General features: G+C 40.7%; 16 protein-coding genes. 5 read left to right on the top strand and 11 right to left on the bottom strand.

The window, feature by feature from the left end; all coding sequences use genetic code 11:
* Nucleotides 1–4: 4 nt before the first annotated feature.
* From RI557_RS02345 to RI557_RS02390, 10 genes are all read right to left on the bottom strand, one after another.
* The gene (locus RI557_RS02345; RefSeq protein WP_310667383.1) at nucleotides 5–1486 is read right to left on the bottom strand and encodes a hypothetical protein; all 1482 of its coding nucleotides are present in this window, start codon (nucleotides 1484–1486) and stop codon (nucleotides 5–7) included.
* Entirely contained in the window at nucleotides 1486–2970 is a 1485-nt protein-coding gene (locus RI557_RS02350; protein WP_310681827.1) for a hypothetical protein, read from the bottom strand. The genes RI557_RS02345 and RI557_RS02350 overlap by 1 nt, the downstream gene beginning before the upstream one ends.
* Nucleotides 2970–3812, bottom strand: coding sequence for a deoxyribose-phosphate aldolase (gene deoC, locus RI557_RS02355; RefSeq protein ID WP_310681830.1), 843 nt, complete (start codon nucleotides 3810–3812; stop codon nucleotides 2970–2972). The genes RI557_RS02350 and deoC overlap by 1 nt, the downstream gene beginning before the upstream one ends.
* A 26-nt stretch (nucleotides 3813–3838) precedes the next feature.
* Nucleotides 3839–4558: a TonB family protein gene (locus RI557_RS02360; RefSeq protein ID WP_310667386.1), complete on the bottom strand. Its 720-nt coding sequence runs from the start codon at nucleotides 4556–4558 to the stop codon at nucleotides 3839–3841.
* Between the two features lie 98 nt (nucleotides 4559–4656).
* Nucleotides 4657–5325 (bottom strand): energy transducer TonB, encoded by a 669-nt coding sequence (locus tag RI557_RS02365; protein WP_310667387.1) that lies wholly within the window; start codon nucleotides 5323–5325, stop codon nucleotides 4657–4659.
* Nucleotides 5326–5436: 111 nt separating this feature from the next.
* Complete coding sequence (locus RI557_RS02370) at nucleotides 5437–5853, bottom strand: VanZ family protein (protein ID WP_310667388.1); 417 nt, start codon at nucleotides 5851–5853, stop codon at nucleotides 5437–5439.
* On the bottom strand, nucleotides 5853–6233 hold the full coding sequence (gene gcvH / locus RI557_RS02375) for a glycine cleavage system protein GcvH (RefSeq protein ID WP_310667389.1): 381 nt from the start codon (nucleotides 6231–6233) through the stop codon (nucleotides 5853–5855). The genes RI557_RS02370 and gcvH overlap by 1 nt, the downstream gene beginning before the upstream one ends.
* Before the next feature lie 53 nt (nucleotides 6234–6286).
* Nucleotides 6287–13636: a cell surface protein SprA gene (gene sprA, locus RI557_RS02380; protein ID WP_310681836.1), complete on the bottom strand. Its 7350-nt coding sequence runs from the start codon at nucleotides 13634–13636 to the stop codon at nucleotides 6287–6289.
* Between the two features lie 22 nt (nucleotides 13637–13658).
* Complete coding sequence (gene ruvA, locus RI557_RS02385; RefSeq protein WP_310667391.1) at nucleotides 13659–14240, bottom strand: Holliday junction branch migration protein RuvA; 582 nt, start codon at nucleotides 14238–14240, stop codon at nucleotides 13659–13661.
* A complete protein-coding gene (locus RI557_RS02390; protein ID WP_310667392.1) occupies nucleotides 14240–16510 on the bottom strand; it encodes an NADP-dependent malic enzyme in 2271 nt (756 codons plus the stop codon). Before RI557_RS02390 ends, ruvA begins: the two co-directional genes overlap by 1 nt.
* Before the next feature lie 98 nt (nucleotides 16511–16608).
* Between RI557_RS02390 and RI557_RS02395 the strand changes: the two genes are divergently transcribed.
* Together RI557_RS02395 and RI557_RS02400 are read left to right on the top strand one after the other, a co-directional pair.
* Nucleotides 16609–17298 (top strand): NAD-dependent deacylase, encoded by a 690-nt coding sequence (locus tag RI557_RS02395; protein ID WP_310681839.1) that lies wholly within the window; start codon nucleotides 16609–16611, stop codon nucleotides 17296–17298.
* Between the two features lie 53 nt (nucleotides 17299–17351).
* On the top strand, nucleotides 17352–19373 hold the full coding sequence (locus RI557_RS02400; protein ID WP_310667394.1) for a T9SS type A sorting domain-containing protein: 2022 nt from the start codon (nucleotides 17352–17354) through the stop codon (nucleotides 19371–19373).
* 264 nt (nucleotides 19374–19637) lie between these two features.
* Here RI557_RS02400 and RI557_RS02405 read toward each other — a convergent pair whose 3' ends face one another.
* Nucleotides 19638–20345 carry a T9SS type A sorting domain-containing protein gene (locus RI557_RS02405; protein WP_310667395.1) on the bottom strand — a complete coding sequence of 236 codons (708 nt, stop codon included), beginning with the start codon at nucleotides 20343–20345 and terminating at the stop codon, nucleotides 19638–19640.
* Between the two features lie 124 nt (nucleotides 20346–20469).
* On the opposite strand from RI557_RS02405, the gene RI557_RS02410 reads away from it, so the two are divergent.
* The 3 genes from RI557_RS02410 (at nucleotide 20470) to RI557_RS02420 (ending at nucleotide 24690) form a co-directional block, all read left to right on the top strand.
* Nucleotides 20470–22386 carry a T9SS-dependent choice-of-anchor J family protein gene (locus RI557_RS02410; protein WP_310681842.1) on the top strand — a complete coding sequence of 639 codons (1917 nt, stop codon included), beginning with the start codon at nucleotides 20470–20472 and terminating at the stop codon, nucleotides 22384–22386.
* Between the two features lie 78 nt (nucleotides 22387–22464).
* Entirely contained in the window at nucleotides 22465–22983 is a 519-nt protein-coding gene (locus RI557_RS02415; protein WP_310667397.1) for a TlpA disulfide reductase family protein, read from the top strand.
* A gap of 27 nt (nucleotides 22984–23010) precedes the next feature.
* Nucleotides 23011–24690 (top strand): DUF6029 family protein, encoded by a 1680-nt coding sequence (locus RI557_RS02420; RefSeq protein ID WP_310667398.1) that lies wholly within the window; start codon nucleotides 23011–23013, stop codon nucleotides 24688–24690.
* Nucleotides 24691–24693 lie beyond the last annotated feature (3 nt).

Consider the following 24693-nt stretch of genomic DNA (forward strand, 5'->3'; position numbering starts at 1 on the left):
AAATTTATCTCAGTTGAGTATCGTAATAGCGATTAAATATTGCTGACTTTATTCCAACTTTAAACATGGCATCATCAGAATGATTACTCAACGCTATCTTAACATTTACGAGAGCCTGTAGCCATAGGTTCATATCGGGCGATAGCAAATACTGGGCTCTCATCTCGGCAATTGCATAAGAATAGGATTCTCCCTCTCCTATTTCAAAACCTCTATCGCGCTGTCGATTGATGAAATAGCTCGTGAAAATATCCTCTCCAACATTTTCACTCGTGCTCAAGCCTTGTTTTTTCCAGCTGAATTTACTTTGGAAAAAGAATCTTTCTTCTCGATAAGCGGCAAGTGCCAACACTTCATAAAAATTTGCACCAAAGGGATGTGCGAGTGGTTGATTCAGGTTTCCGTAACTTTGAACTGCTGCTCCGTGCGCGTATGTAAACGGCCTCACAGCATTGAATTCTCCTAATAGAAGAAGTCCGTCAATCCCGAGTGAATTGTAACTTTTTATCCCAATTTGGCCGGCATATTTATTCCCCCACCAACCTTCTCGCGCTCTAATTTCTTTGAGCAAAAACTCATCGAGTAGAAGTTGTCCGTACAGCTTGATTTCCCTGGATGCAAAATAGCTCATCCCGGCTCCTATCATCACATTATCAGGAGAGCCAATAGAAAACTCAACCGGACGATAAAAAATCATTGGATTGAGATAATTTGGATCAAACCCGCGATGCACTTCTCCTTCTCCATTTTGCCAAATTACAGTCTCAAAAAGCTGAAATGAAATTCGTTTACTGGCCTTGAAATCGAAGATGTGTGTTGTGGTCCATTTATCTTCAGCGCGCCATTCACCTTCTTCAACATCTACAAAGTTTACGTGTTGCAATCGCTGCCACAGATTGGTGTATTGAATGCGCCAAAATGTGGATGTGATTTTGAAATACTCTGCCGGAGAAGCGTAATCACTTTGAAACAAAGAGCGGTAACCTTCGCCAAAATGGTGTTTTCCACGCCCTAACTCTAAATCAATGTACTCTATTGGCCTGTAAGTCAGCTTTCCCTGACCGTAAAATGACCAGTACTCGTCATCTGTATTTTTGTGCAATCTGCCCACACCGGGCACAACTCCCAAATCGCTAAAAGCTTTAAAACCGTGATCTTCCCACGTTTTGTAATAATTGAAAAGCCCGGTAACCGAATATCCAAATTTATCTTTTACTCTCCCGTGAAATTGCACTCCGGCACCTAAAAAAGCAGTATTCGTATCGCCTCCTAATTCGAGAACCGGAAGAATGGAAATGTTATTTTTTTCACGGTCAGATCCTGAAACACCTCGAGTAAAAGAGTGATAATTCGCAAACGTGTGGCGGTCAGATCCCATCGAATCTGTCTCCTGCATAGTTTTCCACTTGTACTCAAAAGCCTGCTCATTTTGAGCATTGAGCCCGATGGAAACCAAAAGCGATATGATCAGTAAAAACCTCTTCATCAAAAATCTAAATAATTACTCCGCAATGCAGTTTTAAAACCAAAACTCAGCCACTCGGTATTGTATTGTGAATGCATTAGTCCGCCAACGTAGAAGTGAGCATTGTAACTGGGGTTCAAAATATACCCAACATTACCTCTCAAAATTCTTTTCTCATTATCATTATCAGTTGAGTAATTTATTTGAGTGCGGATCAAAAACCTCTTGTACTGAAACTGTAATCTGGCGATGAGTTCTTCAGTGTCTCCTCCCCAGGCATTACCTAATGGCTGATTAAAATGTTGATAATCGGCATAGCGGTACTCTTCAGGCAAACCATCATTGCCATTTGAAGCCCTATAAAGTTCTTTCGTTTTGTTGTATTCAAGCCCCAGCGTAAACAACCCTTCATAATTATAGCTGGCTCCTAACTGAAAACCTGATCCACCATTTTCATCAGTCGCGATCTGACCATAAACCTGTGTACTTTGTAGAAAATAAGTTGAGAATTGCGCTCCAATAATGCCATAAATATCCGGAGAGTCCTCCGCCATCGTGTAATTGTAAAAGGGTAAGGGATTCACGATTCCATAATTGAAAACTTGCTTTCCTGTTAAGTCATCCCAGGTTTTGAAGATACTCCCTTCAAAAACACCCAATTCAAAATGCTGTGAGGGCTTAAAACTCAAGTAGTGGAAGTTTCCGTTTTTGCGAATCAAGACATCCTCAGCCGGACCCACATCTGGTGTTCTTCTCGACTCCTGAAACCACGTAACCACAGTTTCATAATTCACAACACCTCCCAACAATGTGGTTTTGAGTTTCATAAACGGGTAGTTCATCAAATGATCTGAAAGGAACAAAGAACGATATCCGTGCCTGTAGTTTAACCTGTCGTGACCAATTGCAGCTCCCAGCCACTTTGTAGGTTTAAACTGCACCACTCCGCTCGCCATAGCATAATCAAATCCGCCATCCTTAAAGCCTTTATAGCGACCTTCTCCAGGGACTACTGAATAACTGCGAATCACGCTGTCCATGTACTGCGGAAAGAAAGATTGATTCTCGTAGAATGATGAGTAAAAACTGACCTTATCAGTCAGGTGGCCCTGAAGAAAAACACCGCGCGTATTGGTGTAAAGCGTTTCGTCTGTTTTATCGTTTAAGTCCCTGCCAAACTTCCCGTTTACTGCCGGATTAATTTCCATATAGAAATCACCTGTATCAACTTTAACAAAAGGCTCAACAAGCAGTTTTCGTCCAAACCATGTTTTGCGTTCCTTCACTCCCGCACGCGCCAGTTTAATACTGTCAACTCGCTTCTTCGATTCAAAATCCATCGATGGAAGTGAGCTGCCAAAGTGCGTATAATTAGGTTCAAAATACAACACACTTTGCCACTGTTTATTGAAAGTGTGGTTCTGATTGAGAATGTAAGATTGAGCTTTCACACTCAAAGACCCCAACAAAAAAACAGACGATATGACTATGTGTTTAAAGCTCATTAAAATGAATGCGAAATATTTTTATCCATATCGGTCAGAACCTTGCCCGCCAGGCTGCTGGCTCCAATTCTGAAAAACGTGGGAGTAATCCAGTCTTTACCAAGAATTTCGTGAACCAGCCTTACGTATCGCTGGGCATCTTCAGAAGTGCGAATTCCGCCCGAGAATTTCACTCCGGTTTGCATCCCCCACTTTGTTGCATGATCTTTTATAGCAGCGCACAAAATCGCTCCTTTGTGAAGTGTTGCTCCTTCATTGGTTTTTCCTGTAGATGTTTTGAGAAAATCAGCTCCGCCCTTGAGTGCTGCCATTGAAGCACTGTAAAGCTTCATATCATCTGAGAAATCGCTCGTTTCCAAAATCACTTTAAGTCGTGCACCATCACATGCCGATTTCACTTCGCTTACTTCCTTTTCAATTAAACTGAATTCATTATTGACCGTGTAACCGCGGTTGATCACCATATCAATTTCAGAAGCGCCATCTTCAACCGCTTTTTGTGTTTCTATGACTTTCATTAAAGGAAATGTTTGACCGGTTGGAAAGTTCCCGGTTACGCAAGCGAGCTGAATAGCAGAGTTGACAAGTGTTTTTTTGGCTGTAGCAATAAAGTTTGGAAAAACACAAACAGCAGCTAAATAGGGAAGGTTGTACTTTGGCGCATCAAAATCGTTGACCTTTTCACAAAATGCCTTCACCGATTCATCGTTGTCGTGGTTATTTAAAGTTGTGAGATCAATTGCTGAAAATAAAAAAGCCAGTTGCTCTGTATTGAGCGACACTGGCGATTCTTTAATGTCTTTAGCTATTTCAACTGCTTTTCTTACACTATCGCTTTCCATGCCTCAAATGTAAGAATGATTCTTATTTAGCGCACTGTAAATTTAATTGGAATTCTGTAGAGAACCTTCACTGCTTTTCCACCCTGAAAACCAGCTTTCCAGTTATCCATTGATTCTATCGTACTAACAGCCTCTTTAACTAATGAGGGGTGAACCCGCTCTTTATTGAGAACCTTAACATCGCTAACACTTCCATTTTCATTTACTACAAAACTTACGTAAACTGTACTACTGGCACCAATATCTTTGATTACTTCAGGTACTGTTATGTTCTCACTCAAAAATTTGAAAATATTTTTATCCGTGCAGGCTTTTTTTGAAGCTTCACTGAGTCCGGCTTTACAATCACCAAATACAGGCATTTGTTCAACCTGCACAAACGGACCCTCTTTCTCTGTTTTTTCTGGCAAATCAAAAGTGCCGGGATCAGGCAATTTAATTTCGGGGACCTCTCTGGTCGGATCCGGCTCTGACCGTGGACTCTTTTTAACAGGTTGTGGTTTTGGTTCCGGCTTTGTTTTGTTTGTTTTTTTAATTTCCGGTACTTCTTCGGTTTTATATGTGATTGGTATCATCACATCTTCAATATCGGTTTCTTCAACGCCTCCCAGATCAATGGGTATGAATTCCTCTACCCTGTATTCAAAAGCTACGAGAGAAACAGAGGTGGCAACGATAAGACCAATTAGAAAAAAGAATGGTCTTTTCCTGTTTAGTTTCCTGAAAGAATTTCTTGATTTTAGCATAGCGTTTTCTTTATAAACGCCTACCTTCCAGGAATATTACGACAATAAAAAAGGCTACTCAACGTTGAGTAGCCTTGAATATATGAACTAAGTCGAATCTATCTAAGTGTAAAGCGGATTGGCAAGTTAAATTGTACTTTAACTGATTTTCCACGTTGTTTACCCGGTTTCCATTTGGGCATATTTTCAACAACTCTAATGGCTTCTTTATCACAGCCGGCTCCAATACCGCGAAGTACTTCAACATCGCTGATCGATCCATCTTCGTTTACTACGAAAGTCACATAAACAACACCTGATACACCGGCATCTTTTGCCATTGGCGGGTATTGAATTGATTTACCGAGGTATTTGAAAAGCTCCTCTTCTCCACCCGGGAATTCTGGTGGATCCTCAACTACCTGGAAAATTTCAGGTTCTTCTACCACCTCTTCTTCAGGCATCTCCTCGAACTCAACCATTGCGTCTTCATCAATTTCAGTTGATTCGATTTCCAGCTCTTCTTCAATCTCTTCATCGTCATCTACAATTTCAATGACTTGTTGCTTTGGTGGTGGTGGCGGTGGTGGCGGTTTACGCTGAGTAATAGGAATCATTTCTTCTTCCTCATTTTGAATATTGAGTTGACCTAATTCAGTTTTAGTCTGCTCAAATATTTTCCACTCAAAGGCAACGAGTACCATGCCGAGCGCAAAAACAAAACCCACAAAAAAGAATAGGTTTCGCTTTTTATTGATATCGACTTCCGGATTTTTCTTTTTTTCCATAGTAGTCCTTTATTCTTGAGCGGCTAAATTAATATTTCTGTTTTAAACAAACGTGAAATACCGCTCATGTTTATCAATTCCATGTTATCAAAAACGAAAACATATTTCGCTTTATTGCTCAATATTGCTCTTACAGCGCCTAATTATATAATATTCAGGTTTTCCAAAAACGGCTAAAAAAGCGCCAATCCCTGAAATTGTTCCTGTCACATTTGCCAGGATATCAAACCATTCGAAACTTCTACCAACAAGTACTGTGCCCTGTATGATTTCTATTACAACTCCGTAAAGTACAGTAACTATAGTACTGATCAAAATTGCTCTACCCTTGAGTTTTGGAATAATTACTTGCTTGATGTTTGCCTGAATTAAAAACCACATAAGCACGAAGTACATGATAAAGTGGATAATTTTATCGAGTCCTTCAATACTGACTTTAGGAGTTTGCCCGCCCGGGAACATACTCAAAACAGCTATGAATAATGCAGTTAAAAAGGCGTACTTATACACCTCAAGCTTGTGGAGCATTACGCGTTTACTTCTTCTTTATAATCACTTGCTGAGATAAGATCATCGAGTTCACTTGAGTTACTCATTTTGATTTTGATGATCCAGCCGTCATTGTAGGGATCGTTATTTACAGTTTCGGGATCGTCTTCAAGTGATTCATTAAATTCTACAACCTCACCGGAAACAGGCATGAACAGATCAGAAACTGTTTTTACAGCTTCTATAGTTCCAAAGACTTCTTCTCTATCGAGTTCTTCGCCTTCGGTTTCAACTTCAACGTAAACAATATCACCTAATTCGCTTTGTGCATAATCAGTAATACCTACAATTGCCACGTCACCATCAACTTTGATCCACTCGTGATCTTTTGTGTACTTTAATTCTTCAGGGAAATTCATATAACTTGATTTTGCGCCAAAATAAATTCATTTCCTGCTTTTCTCAAACTTTATTAGCCGGTAATGGTAAAACGAATGCTCAAACCCGCGTTGGTATTGGCTGTTGGATAAGCAAGTGAAATAACCGGTGTATTGACAACTCTATCGAAGAATAGACGAATATTGAGGTTTTTACTCAGCGAATAATCTGCTGTGAGCTTGATTGACATGATTCGCTGGCCTCCGGTGGGCTCGTTTGGTCTAACATCTGTTTCAAGTTTGCGGAGGATTGTATAATTGTTCCTGATTGAGAAATCTGCACGTGTCCTGAGGTCACTTTTAATCTTATCCTGTTTCGATGGCAACGTGAACGGAATTTTGATTTGGTCAAATGTGTACCCTAGCCCTACAGTGTACTCTTGCCCGCGTGTTTCTGTAATTTGAGCATTGGCAATGCTCAATGACAAGCTTCTATCAAAACGCACTTCAAATCTTGTGATCAAGCTGTTTTTCCAACTCATATCGATATTGATGAGTGGACTAAAAGATTCCTGAATTGTCACGGTTCTGTATTCGTTTTGAGGGACAATATTCACTCCATTCACCGGATCTCTAACAGAGGTAAACCCTACTCCTTCAGGATCTTCATAGAGGATATTTGTTCGGTAACTGGCTATACTGAATGTCGATTGATAAGCATGGCTCAATGTTACTGACTTAAACCATTTTTTGAGCGCTTTAAGTTTACTCAGTCCTGTATAGGTTAATCGCCAGTTGGGCATTGGTGTTTTACTAAATGGATTGAGGTTGACATCTTTTGCTTCTTTTCCTGAGTAAGCTGCCATGAATGCCGGTATGAGAACCTCAGGGTGTGTGGGGCCATAACCCTGGTAAAATTCCTGAGATGTTTGAACACTATCTCCTTCAAATTCGGTATCAGGACTCGTGTATGGGTTTTCGGCAGACAAACGCCTTGAGACATCGGTTCTGAAATCAGAGAAGTTTTGAAAAGCTTCATTTACATATTGGTCATTATCCTGAATAAACGATGTTGGGAAAGAGAAAAATGTTCTGCTAAAATTACCTGTTGTGATGGGTGACTCGCGATTGAATAAGTCATAGGCTTCAGTTCCATCTTCGTAAATCAATGTATCATACCAACGGTTGTAGGTAGAGAAGTTCCTGGACTCATCATAGTTACCTGTAAGTTCTACCCTAAGATCCTTGACGGGCTCCATTGTGAGTCTATAGTTGAATCGTTCAGAGTAGGTCTCACTATACATTTGATTAAACGCATCCTCCTGGACAAGCCAGCCCTTTTGTTGAGCGTGATCGAGAAAATTCAATCCATCATCACCAAAATTGTCTTGTTGTCCTACAATAAATCCGGCTCCCGGTGCTGAGAAATTAGGGTTCATTCCCAGTATTCTGTGTTCGGGGCTATACCCTGGCAACATTACACCCTGGTTTCGTGAATAAGATGCTGATGCGTTTTTAAACATCATCAATGACTTAACAGCGTGCTCTAATATTGAGAGTTTATTGTCGTCTTTTTTATCTGTTGTATCGTTTTGTGTTTGCCTTCTCCCCCTTCCTCTTTGATCGCGTTGTTTTTCGCGCTGTGCAAGTTGTGCTTTCCTATTGATTTCTCGCAGGAATTTCACCTTGTTGTAAAGCGAGAGGAAGTTGAACGAGGCATTGATTGAAACCTGACGTGTGTTCTGAATAGTATTCCCTAAAGAATCGGCTGCAAATGGTGCTCTATCCCAATTGTACGTTGCGTTATAACGAGCGCTACTATTAATCCAGTCCAATGCCGGTATTTTGCTTAGCGGAAGACTGTAATTTAACCCTATTTGATGGTTGTATCGCGTATTGGTTCCAAAGTCTTTGATTGCTGTCCAAACCGAGTCTTTCCATTGATCATATTGTTCAGCATAAACATCTTTATTCACTGCACCTCTGGGTTCTTCGATCAAAGCCTGGTTATTCGCCTGAAAATCGAGCTTCAGTGATCTGGTCAGATCCCAGCGCATGGAATAGTTGCGATTCCAGTTGAACGATTTGTTGTAAAATGGAGGCATATCAGCGGTGATATCAGGCTGGTTGTTTCTAACCTTGCGCTCGTTGTATCTCCTGTCAAAATTAGTTGAGAATGAAACTTGCTTGGGGAGTAAATAGAAATTAAAGTCCCTTATCAGTCGCAAGTATTTACTTTTCCGCAAGAAGTTAATCTTGTTAAATGGCTTAATGTTTTCAGGATCAAAGGAATGGTTATAGGTTATACCTCCCCTGTATCGTTTCGTCCTGTCGTATTCGGTATTGAAATCTCGTTCAAAGTCTTCAGAATAAGAAAGCGTTGCTGAGAAATTGGATATGTCATAGAATCGCGATTTCTTTTGAGGGTTTGTTTTCTCTTTCCTTACATTTGTTAGGTTAACACTACGCCTAATACGCCTTGTTTCCTGAACTCTCCTTACCGAATCCTGTTTATCTCCATCGGGATAAGATTCGTTGACGTAATCATCAAATTCAATATCTGGAGCGAGAGGCGCAAATTGAGGTCTGCTGACATATTCCTGATAACCGACATAAGCCGGAATTTTGATTCCTGATTTTTTACCAAAGAATTTACCGAGTGACATGTTTGAAGATACATCGAACTGCTGAATTGTTTCGCGCTGTCTCTCACTAACTTTTTGCTCAATTGTTCCCCAGCCCGGTGTACTCATTTGCCCTGAAACAGCAACTGTCGCAAAATCTGCAAGTTGAGCATTCATTCTACCAATTGCGGCCCATCCTGCCTGGTCGTTAAATTCACTCAACCTCAACTCATTGAACCAAACTGTTGCACACTTTGGCATTCCGTCATCTTCAGATCCCGGCTGAGCTTTAGGGTTCCGAATACCGATCATAATGGTTTTAACCGTGGCAAGGTTGGGATTCCCTTTCACGTAAATTGTGGCTTTACCATCATTGTATTCAAAGCGCGATTGGTTGTTGACAGAGTTTGGATTACTATTTGAAGTACGGTTCCTGTTCGTTTTAGCCCGTTTCAAAGCATCAAAATCTACTTCAAAGTTGTTCGCTTCTGGCCAAACTCTTCTTTTTGCTGCGTCATCATCTGAATTGTAAACTCCGGGTGGCGTAATTTTCAATGGAATTTCATACTCGTAATAGTTATTTTCAAAGTCAGTTCCCAAACGCATGAAAACGGTTACCTCATCATTTTCAATTGGGTTTGCCTGATCACGAGACTCACCGTGGACAAACATTTTTATTTTTCCGTAAGACAAAAGATCGAGGTCCATTTGACGGTAAGCAGCCCTTGCCTCACCGTCTTTCAAATCGCAAACGGCTACTTCGAGCGATTGCTCATTCAATTGCTGCTGGTTGGTAGTTCCGATGTTTATTTCACGCTCAATATCTGGCGGAATCACATAATTGACCGGTGTTCTTTCACTGTTTTCCTCAAAGTTTACGGCTTGCACAACAAACTCTGTATTTTCATCTTCCACGAGGTAATCTCCCGGCTCCTGCAAACTTCCATCAAAACGTCTCCATTCTCCACGAACGAGCTCCAGCCTGGCAAAACGCATCACAACCGGATTGCTAAACCCTCTCATGAACATCCGCATAAAGCGGATTGATCGAAAGTCTTTGATATTCCCGATTGGTGTTCCTTCATCTAACGGTATGCGAAACTGGTACCAACGGATGTTACGGCTCTGACCATTAGTTGTGGTAACCGTTGTTTCCAGCATATCGGTAATGTAATTATCGCCCACATTGTTAGGGTTTACTTCCTGCGGTGAAATGTCAACTGAATACTGCCAGTAATTTTCAATATCATCGAGGTTGTTGTCATCGTTGATATCCTCAGCATCAGGGCGAGTTGAACCGATTGCAGCATCTCCTGACTGACCTGCTATTGGGGAATTTCCATCGTGATTATTGAAGTACTTGTAGCGCTCTAGAATATTGGCTTGTTGATTATCCAGCTCATCACCCTGGTAGTAAAGGAAGTCATCACTTGAGGGGTCACTCACATTAGCTCCCGGGATGAGTGTGGTGAGTTCGTTGATGTAACTTTCAAAAAACACCTGTTCTTCATCATTGCGCAAACCATCGAGGCCGATGTCCTGGTTGTTTCGAGCATCGGGGTTATTGTCGAATCCATTCACGTAACGCTGACCCGGTGTAAAACGGCCGTAAGCTGATGTGTACTGCTCGGTCAGAACCCGATTAGCCGGCCTGTCTTCAGTATCAATAAGGTTTTCGTAGATGATTTGACCATCTTTTTGAATGTCTTCAGAGATCGTTCCCAGGTTGATGTAAAGCTTACCATTGTCAGATCCGTATTCGTAATCTTCGTTGAATGGGTCCATTACCCAAAACTGAATGTATTCGACATTGGCACTGTTGAAGTCCTGCTGGATAATTGGCCTTTGTATTCCTGCCCATCTACGCTCTGGTCTTTTCAGTCTCACTCCTCCGTTAGCTCCTTGTTCTACTCCAAAACCATATTGATTACCATTTCTATCGGTTCCATCAACATCGTAGTTGTAAGGACCTTTTTCGCTCGGGTAAAAGGCCAGGTCAAATGTTGGAATATTGTTGAACTGTGCGTTTGCAGCTTGTCTGTTAGGGAAAACCTCATCGAGCGGAACCTGTCTCATGAAGTGGTTTGATTGCATATCCTCATCATCGGCAATGTGATCAGGGGTTCGTGCGTCATTTCGCCAGAATAATGGGTCAATCGTATACCAGGCCAGTAAGGCGCGGTTGAAGTTAGTTGCTAGGTTGTTGGTCAACTCAGCTTCGGGGAAAAGATCAGGCTGTCCCTGTGGAACACTGGCCAGTGACCACATCGTTCGCGAACGCAAATCAATAGTGGTTTGACTACCCTCAAAGTCATCGATATAAGAACTCCCTTCATCTCCAATTGCCTTGTTGTGGCCTGGAATTAACTGAGCAAATTCACCACTAACCTGAATTGAGGATTTTTCCTTGGTATCGAGGAATGGGATATTATCGACAAATTTTGTGAGAAATGGAGCATCTGTCCTGTATGTACCATCGAGGCCATAAACCGTGTTCGACATCGGCTCTTCGTAAACATTCGTTTTCCTTGTTACAGGGCGCTCAGTTAGGTTCATGATTGTACCACCAAACATGAGGTCTTCACTCACTTTATAATCAAATCGCGACCCGAACAAAGTTTGTGTTTGCACATTAAAAGAGGCATTACTCTCCAAAGAAATATTAATTGGTGTTCCACTTTCTAAAAGTCCTTCATTCAGTATTTTCACTCGCCCAAGTGTGTAATCAACTGTATAGTCCTGGTTTTCTACCAGCTCGCGTCCCCCGGCAGTCACTTTTACAGATCCTTCAGGCACGTTAAGAGCATTCAGCGCAATTTCATTACTCGATGAACTCTGGAATTCTCCTTTAATCGTAAAGCGGTTTTTATCAGGAAAAGAAACTTTTGCAATCTCCCTTGGCACCGTGTACAAAGAGTCAAATGCGTACAGGTCTCCCAGTTCTTTCGTTCCCATTTTCTCTCTAATTGTTTGACCAAACGGCTCAAGAGTTGGAAAGTAAATACGACCATTATCGGGGTTTATCGTTGGCACATACTGGTTCTGAAAAGTGAGGAAATCGAAAACACCATCGGGGTTTGGTTTTTTGTTGACATCCAATTTATCGAGCCCGAGTACTTGTATCAAAGGCCTTCCGTTTACATCAGCAGGCCCGTCATCGATGAAGTTCGTTTCAACTCCTCTATCGCGATCGAGGTACCACACATTGAGCTTAAATTCATTGCTCTGAACCTGGTATGCGCTGAGTGAGTAAACGTTTTTCATCATCAGATCCCACATCGGCACATCGGTTCTGAGTTCAGTACTCTTCAGCATTTTGAGCATGAGCGGCTGATCTCCATTTACATCAGTTGAGAACTCACCAACCTGATAGGTTCGCCCTTGATAAGAGTACTGAAATGCGACAGCTAAAACCTGATTGGGTTGCAGTTTTTGATTGACTGAGATATAACCGAGCTGTGGGTGATAAGTGAATTCTGACTGATCGAGTTTGCGGGCTAATCCTACTTTATGGTAATCGACACGAGCTTCATACCCCTGCCCATCGAGATATTGGTTGGCATTGAGAAATTGACGAACCTGCGGAACGTCTTTTACATTTTCATAAAGGGAGTTTGCTCTGTTATCATCAACTCCTGTTTGTGAAAGTATTTGAACATTACCTGATCCATCGTAAAGCCTGTTGCGATTAGATTCACCCAAATCCTGGAATGCGAGAATATTACGGACGTTTTGAACTCTGTTGTTCGTGTTCGTAACCCAAACTTCAATTTTGGTAATATTTGCTTTTGACGTTACATAAGGCGGGCTACTTGTGGCGTCTTCGTAGTTGTCGCGAAAAAAGTGACTGACAAAGAAGTGCTTGTTGTCTTCATAATTATCAGCTTTGATTTCAAATTCTGTCACCTGCGCCCCTCCTTCAACTGTAATATTCTTCTTTTTACCGCGCTGTTGTGAGAAGAAAGGGGTAACAGTCAGTCGGCCAAATTTGAGTTGTGTCTTAAATCCAAATAAACTCTGAGATCCCTGGATAAGCGTACTATTCAAAGGCATTGAAATATTACCGGCTTCGATTTTTTGAATGATATCGTCTTCGTAAGCCGTGTAGTCGAGTTTCACCTGATTCTCAAAGCTAAAAGTCGCTTCAGTATTGTAGTTTGTTGTGAGCTTTAGTTTATCGCCTATGTTACCTATTACGTTGAGCTGAATTCGCTGATCAAAATCGAAAGTTGAAATTCTTCGTTGACGTTCTGGTAAGGCCGGGTTTTCAGTCTTGGAAACATTGACACCAAAGATCAACTCTGCCGATCCTGATGGTCTAATATCAATCGTATTCCCCCCAAAAATTCGATCAAATGTTTTATTCTCAACCTTGATGTCAGGAACTTCAAAACCACCTTCCTTGTTGAATTCATTCTCGGCCGCAACTTTATCTGACCAGTACTTACTCGTAGCTTCTTTGTCTTTGTAGTTGCGGTACTCGTCAAAGGTCATGTAGTTTTCAGGACGGTAATTAAGACTGTTCCCAAGTTTTTGTTTGTAGTAATACTTCCCTGTTTCGGGATCGTAGATGAGCTCCTTTTTAATGTTACTGGGATCATCGAGATCCATTGGGGTATAATCCTGATTAAATGGAGTATTACTTTGATCTTTTATAGGATACTTAAGATTGGGAACCGTATCGTTATCATTACTATCAGCGGGCTGAACCTGAGGCATAGGAATATCATCTGCTATGACGACATCCGTCAACGCAGCAATTAGGCTAATGAGAAAAAACACGAATAGCCTTATTCTATTTTCACTAGAAATTCTCTCCAACAAACCCCAATGTGCTTTTCGATTACAAACTCTTAAGAGCTTGCTTCACTAACTCCTCAACGCTTAGTTCATCACTGTTTTTCAGAACCTTATCTATCGATTTCTCAGCCGATTTACGGTCAAATCCGAGCGCGGTTAAGGCAGATAACGCCTCTTGTTTTGTGGTATTGTGTTCTGAACCAGAAAATTCTAATTCATCTGCTAACCTGGCCAGTTTGTCCTTTAAATCAACAATCACACGTTGAGCTGTTTTTCCACCTATTCCTTTGATAGACTGGAGAGTTTTGGCTTCTTCATTAAGAATTGCGTTTGTAACCTGATCGGGGCCCATAGAAGACAACATTGTTTGAGCTGTAGAAGCTCCCACTCCCGATACACTTATCAGTTGCTTAAAAATTTCACGTTCTCCATTTTGAGCAAATCCAAATAGTTTGTGCTCGTCTTCTCTCACCTGCATGTAGGTCATCACCCTGCATTTACCACTATCAGGGATCTGACCAAAAGTGTGGAGCGAGATATGCACCATATATCCCACACCATTACATTCTATAACAAGGTAAGATGGGTTTTTCTCAATGAGGGTTCCGTTTAAATGAGTAATCATTACATTTTTCTCGTTTGTGCCTCAGCTGCGGCTATGGTTACCATATTGACAATCTCACGGACTGAGCTTCCCATTTGCAATACATGGAAAGGTTTTTTGAGTCCCAGAAGGATTGGCCCTATCGAATCTGATGCAGCCATGTCCTGAATTAATTTATACGCTATATTCCCTGCTGAAAGTGTAGGGAAAATCAACGTATTTACGTTTTTATCTTTTAGTTGTGAAAAAGGGAAAATATCTTTTGACAATTCATTATCCAATGCAAAGTTTGCCTGAATTTCTCCATCCACTAAAATCTCAGGGTGTTCATCGTGTAATATCTCTACAGCTTCAGCCATTTTCACTGCCTCAGGGCTTTTTGATGAACCAAAGTTGCTGTAACTGAGCATCGCAATATTGGGCTGCACACGCAACCTTTTTACTGCGTGATGAACCATCACGACAATATCAGCGAGCTCTCTAGCTGTTGGATTGTAGTTCACAGTTGTATCGGCAAGGAACAACGGCCCTCTTTTTGTTATGAGCACAAACATTCCGGCAATCTTGGATACTCCCGGTGCCCTGCCTAACATTTGGAGAGCAGGCCTAATCGTTTGCGGGTAATTTCTGGTCAGACCCGAAATTGCAGCATCAGCATTTCCCGTCTCAACCATTGCCGCTGCAAAGTAGTTTCGTTCACGCATCAACTTTTGCGACTCATAAAGTGTAACTCCTTTTCTCTTGCGCTTTTCGTAGTAAATATCAGCAAATTCTTCTCGTTTCTCCTGCATGTCGTTTTCACGAGGATCGATGATCTCAAGGTCACTGATTTCAATGGCGAATTCATCAGCCATTGATTCTATTTTTTCTTTTTTACCGAGAAGAATCGGCTCAGCAATCCCTTCATCACTGATGATTTGTGCCGCTTTTAGTATTTTATAGTGATCAGCTTCAGCAAAAACTACGCGTTGCGGATCGCTCTTAGCTCGCTGAACTATACTACTTACCAGTTTATTATCAAGGCCGAGGCGCCTTCTCAAATCTTCGCGATACTTATCCCAATCTTTGATTTCAGTTCTGGCCACACCACTTTTGATAGCTGCTTCAGCAACTGCCGGAGCAACTGATGTGATCAATCTAAAATCAAGAGGTTTGGGAATAATGTAATCCCGCCCAAATGATAGTCCGCGCATATTGTAAGCTTCGTTCACTTCATCCGGAACAGTTTCTTTTGCAAGCTCTGCCAGAGCGTGAACAGCCGCGAGTTTCATTTCTTCATTGATCGCTTTAGCGCGAACATCGAGAGCTCCTCTAAAGATAAATGGGAAACCGAGGACATTATTAACCTGGTTGGGGTTATCAGATCGCCCGGTAGCCATGATGATATCTTTTCGGGCTGCCATTGCTTTGTTGTACGGTATTTCAGGCTCAGGATTGGCGAGTGCAAAAACAACCGGATTATCAGCCATACTTTTGACCATGTCTTGTGAAACGATATTCCCAGTTGATAGGCCGAGGAACACATCAGCTCCTTTCATGGCATCTTCGAGCGTTTCCAGTTTTGTATCTCGAGCAAATAATCTCTTATGAGACGATAAGTCATCGCGATCTGACCGAATAACACCTTTACTATCGAGCATCATTATATTTCCTGGCTTTGCTCCCATCGACTGGTAGAGCTTGGCACAGGATATTGCCGATGCTCCGGCACCATTCACCACAATTTTAACTTCCTCAATCTTTTTCTCAGCCAGTTCAAGTGCATTCAGTAGAGCGGCTCCGGAAATAATCGCAGTCCCGTGCTGGTCATCGTGCATAACCGGTATATCGAGCTCTTCTTTGAGTTTTTGCTCAATATCAAAAGCTTCAGGAGCTTTGATGTCTTCGAGATTAATCCCTCCAAAAGTTGGTGCTATATTTTTGACCGTTTTCACAAACTCGTCAACATCTTTCGTGTCAACTTCTATATCAAAAACATCAATGTCAGAGAAAATCTTGAAGAGCAACCCTTTTCCTTCCATAACAGGTTTTGATGCTTCTGGACCAATATCTCCAAGTCCCAGCACAGCTGTGCCGTTACTGATTACAGCCACTAAATTTGCTTTAGCAGTGTATTTAAACACTTTCTCAGGATCTTCGTGTATCTCTTTACAGGGCTCAGCAACACCTGGCGAATATGCGAGTGATAAATCGCGTTGTGAGTTGTAAGGCTTGCTTGGAATTACCTCAATTTTCCCGGGTTTCCCCTGAGAGTGATAATCGAGAGCTTCTTGTTTTCTGATTTTTACCATAATGAAAAGATTCGCAAAAATGGGCGTAAAAATAAGAAATGATCACACACAAGCACGAGACTTTTCTCTGTTTCGCGATCATCTTGTAAATTAGCACCATGAGTGATAGAAAAAGAAAGTTGGTTGTGTTTTCAGGAGCCGGCATGAGTGCCGAGAGTGGTATTAGTACATTCCGCGACTCGGGCGGCCTTTGGGAAAAACACAGTATTGAAGAGGTAGCAACTCCACAAGCTTTTGGTCAGAACCCGAAGAAAGTGCTCGATTTCTACAATCAAAGGAGGCGACAACTCTACGAGGTTGAGCCCAACGAGGCGCATTACAAAATAGCAGAACTGGATGAGATGTTTGACACTACTGTCATCACTCAAAATGTAGACAATTTGCACGAGCGAGCGGGATCTGAGAGAGTACTTCATTTACACGGAGAGCTTGACAAAGGCCGGAGCAGTGTTGATGAAACGGTGATTGTGGATCTGAAAGGAAAGGATATAAACTTAGGCGACAAAGCACCTGATGGTTCTCAATTACGGCCTCATGTGGTTTGGTTTGGCGAAGCGGTACCTGCAATGAGCGAAGCGATGGAGGAGGTTCAAAAAGCTGATTTGATGATTGTGGTAGGTACTTCACTTCAGGTTTATCCGGCAGCGGGTTTGGTTGACGTATGCAATCCAGACTGCGAAATATATTACATTGACCCTCAAGGCGAACCGTGGCCTAACCCAAATTTAACGGTTATCAAAGAAAAAGCCAGCATTGGGATGAATGAATTAATCAAAAAAATAAGTTAATTCAATATTATTGACTAATTTCACCCAATTATTAACCTTAAAATTAAAACTTTATGAACAGAATTTTTTACACTGCAGCTAGTCTGTTCGCTGTTAGCTTGATGACTTTTTCTGCAAAAAGTCAAACAATAGTTAGCACAAATCCAGAGAACAAAAACTTCGTCCTTGAAGAATACACAGGAGTTAATTGTCAGTTTTGTCCTGACGGGCATAAAAGAGCTCAAGAAATAAAAGACAGCAATCCAAGTGATGTTGTTTTGATGAACATTCACGTTGGATCTTTTGCTCCAAACAACCCACCTTACAAAACTCCTTGGGGAGCAGCTATTGACAATCAGGCTGCTGTTACTGGTTACCCGGCAGGTTCCGCAAATAGAAACGACACTTTAAACGTTGATTATCAAGCCGGTGGTAGCGCTATGAGTAGAGGTGAATGGGAGAGTGCAGCAACTGAAATACTCGGAGAAACGTCTCCTGTAAACATTGCTATTGATGCATCCTTAGATACAGCTACGAGAGAGATGACGCTCCTTGTTGAAGTTTATTATACTGGCTCAACAAATAGTCCTGACAAACTAAACATCGCACTTCTTCAAAACAATGTTAAAGGTCCTCAAATTGATGGTGGAAATTTCTATCCAGAAATGAAGTATCCTGATGGCGATTATAATCACATGCATATGTTGAGAGAGTTGCTGACAGGACAATGGGGAGTTGACTTAAACAACACAAGTCAAAACACCTTTTGGGACTCGACTATTACATACACAATCCCTAATAGCTATCACGGTTTACCAGTAAGCTTATTAGACATGGAAGTTGCAGCATTTATCTCTGACGGACAAGAAAATATCTACACCGGTACACAAGAATTTCTAATTCCATCTAATTTAAGTTGGGATATGGAATTAACTTCGAGTTCTTCTGTTGATGATTTCTGTTCTTCAACTACTGATGCTCAAATTAATATCAGCAATACCGGAAACTCTACTATTATATCCTTTGATATGAGTTACAGCGTTAACGGAAACACAAATAACACATCTTATTCAGGTTCTATAGCTCCAGGAAGTTCAGATGTTATTAATGTAAACGGAATAAGCCTAAACCAGGGGGCTAACACTATAGCATTTTCAGCGCCTTCAAATGTTAATAACGGTTCACTTTATAACCCATCTGCTTCTGGATTTTTAGCTAAACCTGATAATATTGAAGTGATTCGTGCGACTAGTGACAATTCTCTTCCTTACAATGAGGACTTTGAAAGTGGTCAAAATGGCTCAACAGCACCATCGCTATACGACTACAGCCGTGATGGAAGACCTATGTATGTTGTAGATAACCAGGTTGGTGGTTCATCTGTAACATGGAATCTTGGAGCTTATGAAGACTCCCCTAATTCTTACAGGTTTAGAATGTACTCTTTCCCACCCGGTGATGAAGCATCAATCATCTCAGATAACTATGACTTCTCATCAACAGTCAACACAAAGTTGAAGTTTGATTATGCCTACGGTCAATTGAGCGCAAATGACAACAGTCAACTAGTCATTGAAGCTTCAACTGATTGTGGAGCAACCTGGTCATCAGCGTGGTCGTCTTCAGGAAGTAATCTCGCTACTGTTAGTCCAGACAATCAAAATGTATTTTACCCCAGAGAAGCTGATTGGGATTCAACTGAAGTAGATTTATCTGCTTACGATGGGGAGCCGAATGTAATGTTCAGAGTTAAAGTTGTAGCAGATGCAGGTAACTGCATTTACATCGATAACTTGAATATTAATGGTACACCAGTTGGAAAAGAAGAACTTTCTTCTTTTTCAGAAAGTTCAATTTTCCCAAATCCAACGAGCGGAAATACGAACTTGAGTATTACTTCAGAAAAGCAAGAATCCATCAATATCACTATTTATGATATTTCAGGAAAAGAAGTATTAAATACTGGGAACAGAAGCCTCAATAAAGGCACAAATCAAGTACTATTGAGAACTGAGTCTCTTGAGGCAGGAATGTATCAAGTTGCTATTAAATCAGATAATAGTCAAACAACTGTCAAAAGACTTATTGTTAAATAGTTCTGAATTAACTTATTATTTCAAAAAAAGAAGCTGTCTCATAACTGAGGCAGCTTTTTTTGCTTTAAGTGTCTCGTCCTGAAATAGCGTTACACAAAAATGTAACTACATGACCGCAAGTAAACAAAATGAATACATCTATTCTAAGTGCTTTTATTTTTAGCTTTTTACATCTATGTTATACCTGCAATCAAAATGGAAGAGGAATAAAAAAGCCTGCCCTCAAATGAGAACAGGCTTTTCCAGGTAATTGAGTAACGTTAATTATCTAACAATTAATTTTTCGTTCAGTAAGTCTTCTCCTGCAGTTCTTAGATTTAAAAAGTAAATTCCACCGTTTAAATCACTTGTTGAGATTTCAAATTGACTCGTATTTATGCGGCCAGATTTAACCCGTTTACCAACTACGTTAAACAAATCATATTCAATTGATTCATATTTTTTATTGTTTAGAACCTGAACATTTACAATATCTGAAGTTGGATTTGGAAAAACAGATATTTCCTCTTCACTCAAAGACACTGCATTTACACTATTAGCAGGTTCAGCTGCAAATGTCAGCGTATCGTATATTCTGTCTGTAATGTTTTCAACTACAATTTTCCACTCTGCGTATTTTTGCGGTTCTGAACCGGGATCAACTATCAAATACCATGCAGCATTTGGCCCTCCAGAACTCATTGTTGGGCAAGACATTCCACCCTGAGTAACCTGGTCAATAGGAGCAAAATCATTAGTATAACATGTATTACATTCACAAAACTGAATTGACCAGTTATCGTCCAAATCATTAGAAACTAATTCCCACTCCATGTCAATATCGTACATGGTATTGTTGTATATTTCAATAGTTGCTTTATTATCCTTGCCCGGTTCCATCTGCAGAGAAACCTCCTTGGAAGAAAACGTCAACTGAGCAAATGAAATGTTCACGAAAGCAACAGCAACTAAAATTAAAACTAAATTTTTCATAACACTTGTATTTATTTATACAACATAATTAAAAACTTGTTGAAATGATTTATCAAAATCAAATTGATGTATTAGTAAAAATAACATTATATTAGCTGAATATTAATTACTAAAATTCAAATGTATGAAGAAATTATTACTCTATGGAGCTTTAATGGTTGCTTTCTCATTTGCTCAGGGGCAAACAACACATTATTTTGAGGACTTCTCCTCAGCATCCAATAATGCCATACCTTCAAACATGACATCGATAGATGCTGATGGCGATGGTAACGACTGGTTAACTACTGACTACGGTGATGGTCAGGGTAATGTTGCAACATCTGAATCATGGCAAAGTGGCACAGGCCCTTTGACACCTGATAACTGGCTGATCACACCAGCGATAGATCTATCTAATGCTTCTGGCACGATTTCATTATCATGGTTAGTAAAAGGGCAAGACCAAAACTGGGCAGATGAAAATTACACCGTTTATGTTTCAACTGGAAACACAACGAATGATTTCACCTCATCTTCCACTACCTTTAATGAAATAGTTGGATCATCAAATGATGAATATTTGGTTAGATCGCTTGATGTTTCTTCTTACGCAGGTCAATCAATTTATGTTGCTTTTAGACACCATAACGTTTCAGATCAGTATAGACTTAACATTGATGACATATCTGTAAAAACATTGGCTCCAGTCGAGGTTTCTTTGGAGTCTGTTGATATTAATGATAGAGGTGTAGATGGTGATGTTGTTGATATTTCAGGAACGATCAAAAATAACGGATCCTCTACAATCAACTCTGTTGAAGTTACCTGGACAGACGGAACAAACTCATACACTGATAATATTACAGGATTGTCAATTGCTTCTTATCAGGAGTATGATTTTACTCATTCTGATCAGTTAAGCATAACAGGAGGAGAAACGTACAACATTGATGTATCAATTTCAGTTGATAATGATGCAGACAACACTAATAATGAGATCACCGGTTCTGCTGTTTTTGGACTGATGTTTGAATCTGACAATACTGTAGTCATCGAAGAAGGAACTGGCACATGGTGCGGATGGTGTCCTAGAGGTGAAATAGCTATGAACTATATGTACAATAACTATGCTGATCAAGGTTTTATTGGTATTGCAGTTCACAACAATGACCCAATGGTAGTAACAGAATACGATAATGGCTCGGCTTTCACCGGATTCCCTGGCATGCACATTAATCGCTCAATTCTTGGAGCAGGTGTGAGTCAAAATAACATGGAGTCTGCTTACAACCAATTTATGGATAGATTAGCACTTGCCGAAATGGACATTGCTGATGCATACATTACTACAGACTCCAATATTAAAGTAATTTTAGTTTCTCAGTTTGCAGCTAACCTCTCTGATGAATACCGTTACGCAGTTGTTATTATGGAAGATGATGTTACAGGTACTTCAAGCGGCTACGCTCAGGTAAATTACTATGCTGGTGGAGCAAATGGAGCTATGGGCGGTTATGAAAATATGCCTGACCCTGTTCCAGCAGCTGATATGACTTATAATCACGTTGGCCGTATGCTAATGGGTGGCTACAACGGAGAACCAGGAAGTATTTCTTCTCCAATCACTGCCAATGATTATAATGTCCATGAATTTGAAGAGCCTATTGCAGGTGATATTGATGATCCTTCAAAATTAACTGCTGTGGGAATGATTATTGAAACAGCAACAGGTGAAATTGTAAACGCTAACAAAAGAAAAGTTAGCACTAACGGACCATCATCTGTTGAGAAGTTGGAGACATCCAATTCATTCAACCTCTACCCTAACCCAACAAACGGTAACGCCAAGTTGAGTATCGTTGCTTCTGAAAGTGATGAGTTCAATGTTACAGTTTACGATGTTACGGGTAAACAAGTGATGAATATGCCACGTGTTGCTGTTCAACAAGGCAACAATCTTGTTCAACTTCAAACTGCTGATTTGAATAGTGGCATGTATTATGTATCAATTACTTCAAATGATGGGGCAAGAACTGTAAAGCCATTAGTTATTGAATAAATTTTCTAAATTTACAGCCTAATTTATAATGAACTGCCCGATCTTTTTCGGGCAGTTTTTATTTAAATCAACTCGGTTATGAAAAGATTACTTTCTCTCACAGCATTACTCTTATTTGTATCTGTATCCTTTGCTCAAATCAAAGGACGTGAGGTGCCATCTGTCAAAATCAAAAACCTCGACTTCGAACACGTCAATACGGCTGATGTCATTCAAAATGGTGGCGACCCAATTATCATCTCTTTTTGGGCTACATGGTGCAGTCCATGCAAACGCGAGCTTAATTCAATTAGAGACATGTACCCCGACTGGCAGGCTGAAACGGGCGTCAAGCTTGTAGCAGTTTCAATCGATGATGCAAGAAACATCAATAAGGTCCCTACTTATGTTTACGGACAAGGATGGGAATACGATGTCCTTTTAGATCCTAACGGTGATTTTAAAAGAGCGATGAACGTCAACAACGTGCCTCACACATTCTTAATCGATGGTAATGGTAAAGTAGTTTGGCATCACAACTCTTACCAACCAGGTGATGAAGAAGAACTGTACAGATTAGTTCAAGCTCTTTCAAATGGTGAAGAATTAGAACATTAATCTAACTCTACTAAAAAAAACATCGTCATGAAGGCCCCTCTCAAGATCCTCGCAGCAGCAATTCTGTTTCCGGTTCTGACCAATGCCCAGCTCAACAAGCAGGAGGATTTAGGCAGAATTACAGGTAACTTTGAAGGAATTGGACAATATTACACTTACGATCCTGATATTGGCACGCCACGAGTCCCTGAGAAAATCCTTTTCAATGGATTTAGTAATATCAATTATACAAGAGGTGATTTTAGAGCAGGTGTTCGTTACGAAACCTACCAGAATGTACTTTTGGGTTTTAGCCCCCTCTACGAAGGAAGTGGCTTAACTTACCGCTATGCCGGCTACTCTGTTGGAGACCTGGACGTTACAGTTGGTAATTTTTACGAACAGTTTGGTAATGGTCAGATCCTGAGAGCATACGAAGAGCGATCACTGGGAATCGATAACGCTTTTGACGGTGCCCGAATGAAATACAATACAAACGGTGTTTATTTAACTGCTCTCATAGGAAAACAACGGTGGTACTTCGATAAAGGCCCCGGAATTGTTAGAGCCGGTGATGCTGAAGTAAACCTGAACGAACTTTTAGGATCAGTACTGAACGGACCAACACGCATTACACTTGGAGGTAGCGTTGTGAGCAAATATCAGGAAGATAACAACATCAATCTAACACTACCTGAAAATACATTAGCTTACGGTGGACGATTCCTACTACAACACAAAACACTCTCACTCAGCGGTGAATATACTTACAAGTTCAACGACCCCAATGCCGATAACGGCTACATCTATCAAACCGGAGAAATGTTATCTGTTTCTGCGTCATACGCGAGAAAAGGACTGGGAATCAATTTGAGTGCTCACACATTAGACAACATGTTCTTTCGGTCAGATCGCAACAACTCCTCCCAATTCCAGGATTTGTTCATCAACTACATCCCGGCTCTGACCAAGCAGCACACCTACAACTTAATGGCAACTCTCTACCCTTATGCCACACAGCCAAATGGTGAAATGGCATTCCAGGCTGATATTGTTGGCCGACTCAAACGCGGAACATGGTACGGAGGTAAATACGGAACTTCAATTAATGTAAATTACTCTATTGCCACAGCTGTAGAAAGGACTCCCGTTGAAGACGTAGATCCGGATCTTGAAGGTCAAAGAACAGGACACCGTTATAATCTCTTTAAACCCGGCACTGATGAAAATGGAGATATTGATCAATATTTTGGTGATTTCAATATTGAGGTAACACGTAAATTAAGTAAAAAGTGGAAAACAAAAGTCACCTATCAACACCTAGTTTACAACCAGGAGGTAATAGAAGGAAAACCGGGAGTTCCAAATGTTGTTGCAAATCTTGGAGTTATTGAAGGACTCTATAAAATCAATTCAAAAAACGCGATTAGAACAGAGTTTCAAGGCCTCTTTACCGAACAGGATAAAGGAGACTGGGCTACCGTTGTTATCGAATATACACGTTCTCCACACTGGTTCGTTTCAGTAATGGATCAATACAACTATGGAAATAGTGATGAAGAGAAACGACTTCACTATCCTAACGTTAATGTAGGATATATACAAGGTCCAACGCGCATTACACTCGGTTACGGAAGACAGCGTGAAGGAATATTTTGTGTGGGCGGTGTATGCCGAAGAGTTCCTGCATCAAATGGAGCTACTATAAGTGTATCAACAACATTCTAAGTT

The organism is Salibacter sp. (assembly GCF_031581065.1).
Classification (GTDB): domain Bacteria; phylum Bacteroidota; class Bacteroidia; order Flavobacteriales_G; family Salibacteraceae; genus Salibacter.

Excerpts from the sequence above, each read along its gene's own strand:
- RI557_RS02345 (WP_310667383.1), bottom strand. The coding sequence starts at position 1,486 with ATGAAGAGGTTTTTACTGATCATATCGCTTTTGGTTTCCATCGGGCTC.
- RI557_RS02350 (WP_310681827.1), bottom strand. The coding sequence starts at position 2,970 with ATGAGCTTTAAACACATAGTCATATCGTCTGTTTTTTTGTTGGGGTCT.
- deoC (WP_310681830.1), bottom strand. The coding sequence starts at position 3,812 with ATGGAAAGCGATAGTGTAAGAAAAGCAGTTGAAATAGCTAAAGACATT.
- RI557_RS02360 (WP_310667386.1), bottom strand. The coding sequence starts at position 4,558 with ATGCTAAAATCAAGAAATTCTTTCAGGAAACTAAACAGGAAAAGACCA.
- RI557_RS02365 (WP_310667387.1), bottom strand. The coding sequence starts at position 5,325 with ATGGAAAAAAAGAAAAATCCGGAAGTCGATATCAATAAAAAGCGAAAC.
- RI557_RS02370 (WP_310667388.1), bottom strand. The coding sequence starts at position 5,853 with ATGCTCCACAAGCTTGAGGTGTATAAGTACGCCTTTTTAACTGCATTA.
- gcvH (WP_310667389.1), bottom strand. The coding sequence starts at position 6,233 with ATGAATTTCCCTGAAGAATTAAAGTACACAAAAGATCACGAGTGGATC.
- ruvA (WP_310667391.1), bottom strand. The coding sequence starts at position 14,240 with ATGATTACTCATTTAAACGGAACCCTCATTGAGAAAAACCCATCTTAC.
- RI557_RS02390 (WP_310667392.1), bottom strand. The coding sequence starts at position 16,510 with ATGGTAAAAATCAGAAAACAAGAAGCTCTCGATTATCACTCTCAGGGG.
- RI557_RS02395 (WP_310681839.1), top strand. The coding sequence starts at position 16,609 with ATGAGTGATAGAAAAAGAAAGTTGGTTGTGTTTTCAGGAGCCGGCATG.
- RI557_RS02400 (WP_310667394.1), top strand. The coding sequence starts at position 17,352 with ATGAACAGAATTTTTTACACTGCAGCTAGTCTGTTCGCTGTTAGCTTG.
- RI557_RS02405 (WP_310667395.1), bottom strand. The coding sequence starts at position 20,345 with ATGAAAAATTTAGTTTTAATTTTAGTTGCTGTTGCTTTCGTGAACATT.
- RI557_RS02410 (WP_310681842.1), top strand. The coding sequence starts at position 20,470 with ATGAAGAAATTATTACTCTATGGAGCTTTAATGGTTGCTTTCTCATTT.
- RI557_RS02415 (WP_310667397.1), top strand. The coding sequence starts at position 22,465 with ATGAAAAGATTACTTTCTCTCACAGCATTACTCTTATTTGTATCTGTA.
- RI557_RS02420 (WP_310667398.1), top strand. The coding sequence starts at position 23,011 with ATGAAGGCCCCTCTCAAGATCCTCGCAGCAGCAATTCTGTTTCCGGTT.